General features: G+C 68.1%; 5 protein-coding genes. 3 read left to right on the top strand and 2 right to left on the bottom strand.

Features of this window, described 5'->3' with window-relative positions:
* Positions 1 to 542: 542 nt before the first annotated feature.
* Together GV007_RS16745 and GV007_RS16740 are read left to right on the top strand one after the other, a co-directional pair.
* On the top strand, positions 543 to 1,223 hold the full coding sequence (locus GV007_RS16745; RefSeq protein WP_160074633.1) for an alpha/beta fold hydrolase: 681 nt from the start codon (positions 543 to 545) through the stop codon (positions 1,221 to 1,223).
* A gap of 25 nt (positions 1,224 to 1,248) precedes the next feature.
* A complete protein-coding gene (locus GV007_RS16740) occupies positions 1,249 to 1,740 on the top strand; it encodes an FBP domain-containing protein (protein WP_160074631.1) in 492 nt (163 codons plus the stop codon).
* 27 nt (positions 1,741 to 1,767) lie between these two features.
* Here GV007_RS16740 and GV007_RS16735 read toward each other — a convergent pair whose 3' ends face one another.
* Positions 1,768 to 2,145 carry an SdpI family protein gene (locus GV007_RS16735; protein WP_181059585.1) on the bottom strand — a complete coding sequence of 126 codons (378 nt, stop codon included), beginning with the start codon at positions 2,143 to 2,145 and terminating at the stop codon, positions 1,768 to 1,770.
* Positions 2,146 to 2,217: 72 nt separating this feature from the next.
* Positions 2,218 to 2,463 (bottom strand): DUF3073 domain-containing protein, encoded by a 246-nt coding sequence (locus GV007_RS16730; RefSeq protein WP_160074629.1) that lies wholly within the window; start codon positions 2,461 to 2,463, stop codon positions 2,218 to 2,220.
* A gap of 144 nt (positions 2,464 to 2,607) precedes the next feature.
* Here GV007_RS16730 and GV007_RS16725 point away from each other — a divergent pair, with 144 nt between their 5' ends.
* Complete coding sequence (locus tag GV007_RS16725) at positions 2,608 to 3,837, top strand: flavin-containing monooxygenase (protein ID WP_160074627.1); 1,230 nt, start codon at positions 2,608 to 2,610, stop codon at positions 3,835 to 3,837.
* Positions 3,838 to 3,972: the final 135 nt, after the last annotated feature.

Below are 3,972 nucleotides of genomic sequence, written 5' to 3'. Positions count from 1 at the left end.
GGTTGGGTCGGCCGGTTTGGGGTTTGGCGGTGAGGGTGGGGTGGTCTTCGCGGGCGAGGTGTCGTTCCTGCCGTTTCGGGGGTTTCGGGATGGAAAGGTCGCTTCGTTGCGGGAAGTTCTCCAGCTTGAAGTGACTTCGCCAGCCCGAGTCGTGGCCTGGGGTGGGCCGGTTTGGGGTGTCGGGCCGACTAGGTAGGCGGTTAGGGGTTTGGCGGTGAGGGTGGGGTGGTCTTCGCGGGCGAGGTGTCGTTCCTGCCGTTTCCGGGGTTTCGGGATGGAAAGGTCGCTTCGTTGCGGGAAGTTCTCCAGCACGAAGTGACTTCGCCAGCCCGAGTTTCAGAAAGCGCGCGAGGTTCGGGACGCGGGAAGTCTGGGATGTAAGGTCTGGGACGCGGGGGAGGTACGCGACGTCTGAGGCCTGGAGTGCCAGAGTCGATCCACGCGCGAGCCAGGAGCGAGTCGAGCGAAAGTCCAGGCGCGGCCCCCAAGGTGGAAGCGTGTGTCGGTCAGCTGGCCGGCCGTCAGGAACGAGGGGAACGCCCATGGCTACGTTTGTGCTCATCCACGGTGGAGGGTCCTCGAGCTGGGACTGGCACCTTGTGGCTCCGAAGCTGGAGGAGGCGGGTCATCGCGCGGTCGCGGTCGACCTGCCGATCGAGGAGCCAAGCCTGTCGCTCGTCGACTACGCGGACTCGGTCTCGGCGCAGCTCGACGAGGCGAGGGGCGACAGCTCCGACGGAGACGGGCAGGGGGAGCAGCTGGTGATCGTCGGTCACTCGCTCGGCGGCTTCTCCGCGGCCCTCGTGGCTGAGCGCCTCCTCGCCGACGGGCTCGTCTACGTCGCGGGCATGATCCCCAAGCCGGGCGAGACGATCCATGAGTGGTGGACGGCGACGGGCCACAGCGCGCTGGGCGTCGATTCCGAGGACGAGCTCGTGTTCTATAACCTCGTGCCGGACGATCTTGTGGTCGACGCGAAGGCGCACGTGCGAGAGGAGTCCGGCTCGTGGATGGATGCTCCGTGGCCGGGCGTCGGACGCGAGGTCCCGACGGGCTTCATCGCGCCTGAGGACGACCTGTTCTTCCCGCTCGAGTTCGCGAAGCAGCTTGCCCGCGACCGTGCGGGGGTCGAGGCGGTCGTGGTCCCGGGAGGGCACTACGTCGCCATCGGCGCGCCTGACCCGCTCGCGAGGGCCCTCGCGGAGTTTGCTGACGGCCTCTGACCGGCAGGCTGGGTACGCTCGTCAGATGCAGCAGCTCACCGAGGCCCAAATCCGGGATGCGTTTGTCAACGCCTCGCGCAAGGAGGTCAGCGACCTGACGTTGCTGCCCGGGTTCCACGATGTGGATTGGGAGCGCCGCGACTACCTCGGCTGGACGGACCCGAAGCTGGGGCGTCGCGCCTACGCGGTGATCCCTGTGGACGGGGACCTCGTGGCGATCATGTTCGAGCGTGCGCGGAAGCTGCCGACTCGGCGCGCCATGTGCTCGTGGTGCGAGGACGTGACGCTGCCCAACGACGTCGTGTTCTACAGCGCGAAGCGGACCGGCGACGCCGGTCGCCGAGGGGATACCGTCGGCACGCTGGTCTGCGCCGAATTCGAGTGCTCGACGAACGTGCGGCGTCTTCCCACGTCGGCGTACATCGGCTACGACCGCGAGGCGGCCCGCGAGCAGCGCAAGGAGAACCTGCGGGTGCGCGCTGCGAGCTTCGCGAGGAACCTGCGCGACGGGGTCTGACGGGCATCCACCGGATGCCGCCGGCGTCTACTTGCCGGCGACGGCCTTGGCGGCCCGGTGGGCGATGACGAGGCTCAGGATGACTCCCGTGAGCGTCGAGATCACGGCGAGGGACAGCGCGACGAGGTACGGCGCGACGGAGTTCGCGGAGAGCACTGAGACGATCGCGAAGACGATGCCGGCGCCTGCACCCGTATTCGCCGGACGCAGTGCCGCCTCGTGGCCAGCGCGCCAGGCTTCGTCGGATGCGCGGGTCGCGGCGGTGCGCAGACCCGCGTACCCCCAGCGATCGAGACGCCCATCAGCTCCCCAGCGGACCGTGAGCATGCTCATGAGGTTGCCGACGACGAGGATCACTGCCACTGCTATGGCGGCAGGGAAGCTCGGGGGCTGGAGTTCGATCACCAGGTGATGAGGTCGGCTCGGAGTCAGACGAGAGCAGCGGCGGCAGGACTCCGGGGAGTCGTGCTCGCACGCTTACGCGCGCTTCTGCTCGTAGCCGCTCGCGTCGTCGTCTTCGTCGGCGTCATCATCGTCGAGGTACTCGGACCACTTCGAGAGGATGTCGTCGTTGGGTTCTTCAGTGACTGGCGGACTCACCGGGTAGCTCGAGGAGCCACCGGAGAGTTCACGTGCCAGCGCGTCATAGTTCGTCTCATGTACGGAGTACTTGAGCTCACGGGCGACCTTGGTGTGCTTCGCCTTTTGACGGCCACGCCCCATGCGTAACCCCCTTATAATTCGGGCCGGGCAGGAATGGCCACCCGGTCGCAAGTCGTTAACGAAAATCTGACGCTCACATTACCACGGCGGCCGAGCGAATCTTCGGTGCGCCGACCCGGCCGCGTCACTCTGCGTCTCTAGACTGTGGCCTACCGGACCCGAGCTCGTCGACAGTCCGATGTACCCGCAGAGCTGCGCCTGCAGCGCCTCGACAGGAAGCCGGACGTGCTCGCCGTGAAGACCGACATCGACCTCGTCGTCATCGGCGCGGGTGTGCCCGGTGTGACGGTCGCTGCGACGCTGGCTGAGATGGGCCTCCGGCCGCTGCGGGATTTCGTGGTCTTCGATGCCGAGCGGCAGCCTGGCGGGTCGTGGGGGCGCGGATGGGACTTTCAGACGGTGGGGCACACGCCCCTGCTCTCCGGTCCGCCTGGGCTCTCTGAGTTGGGCATCCGTCTCAGCGATCAGGATCCTGAGGCCATCGTCCGCGACATCATGCCCCCGCTCATGCGGCGCTACGAGGACGCGTACGACCTGTTCGTGGCCCGCCCGGTTCGGGTGCTGCGCGTCGAGGCGATGCGCCGCTCGCCGCTGCTGACGCTGCACATCCAGGTGGGGGACCGCCCGCCGCGCACGATCACGACGAGATACGTCATCAACGCGACGGGCGACTGGTCGTCGCCGTTTGTGCCCTGGTATCCGGGCGCCCTCGATTTCGCCGGTCTGCAGCTCCCCTCCGCTCACATCGAGTCGCTGGCGGGATTCTCGGGCAAGCGGGTGCTCGTCGTGGGCGGTGGGCGCTCGGCCGTGACGATCCTGCGCGAGCTGGAGCCGATCGCGGCCAAGACGGCGTGGTCAACGCGGCGTGAGCCCGACTTCCACGAGCTGCCCCGCCTCACGCTGCCGTCGCGAACCGATTCCCGTCAGCGGGAGATGGATGCACGCCACGAGGCCGAGTTCGTCCGCTTCGTCGAGAGAGGCGAGCGTCTGCCGAGCGAGGTGAGCGTGCGAGGCATCCCGCTCTCGAGGGGCACTCTCGCTGCGATTCGGCGGGGGTTGCTCGTCTCGCGAGGTCCCCTCGCGAGTGTCCAGCCGGATGGGGTGACGTTAGCGAGCGGCGACCGCTTCGAGGCGGATGCGATCATCTGGGCGACGGGCAGTCGTCCCACGATGCGCCATCTCGCGCCCCTGCAGCTGCGCGAGCAGGGCGGTATGGCTCGTCTGCGCGACGGCTGGAGTCGGCGAGACAATCGCGTCGCGCTGCTCGGCTACGGAACGAACCGTCGGAACCCGGTGGCGGCGCGCCTCGATGCCGAGCATCTCGCGGAGGGCGTCTTCGACCGTCTCGGCGAGACCCCGGCCACGGTGAAGTAGCCCCGCTCCTCCCTCCCCGCCCATTGCCGTTCTGAAGAGTCAGCCAGATGCAGCTTCCGGCGAGCGGGAGCGTGCATCTGGCTCACTCTTCCGCCGGGGAGCAGAGGGGCAGGGGCAGGGACAGGGGGCAAGGGC

It is taken from the genome of Pseudoclavibacter sp. 8L (assembly GCF_902506465.1).
In the GTDB taxonomy this organism is placed as follows: Bacteria; Actinomycetota; Actinomycetes; order Actinomycetales; family Microbacteriaceae; genus Pseudoclavibacter.
This window is presented reverse-complemented; position numbering and strand designations above follow the sequence as displayed.

Bases quoted from the DNA above. Each gene is read 5' to 3' on its own strand.
- GV007_RS16745 (WP_160074633.1), top strand. From the start codon at position 543: ATGGCTACGTTTGTGCTCATCCACGGTGGAGGGTCCTCGAGCTGGGAC.
- GV007_RS16740 (WP_160074631.1), top strand. From the start codon at position 1,249: ATGCAGCAGCTCACCGAGGCCCAAATCCGGGATGCGTTTGTCAACGCC.
- GV007_RS16730 (WP_160074629.1), bottom strand. From the start codon at position 2,463: ATGGGGCGTGGCCGTCAAAAGGCGAAGCACACCAAGGTCGCCCGTGAG.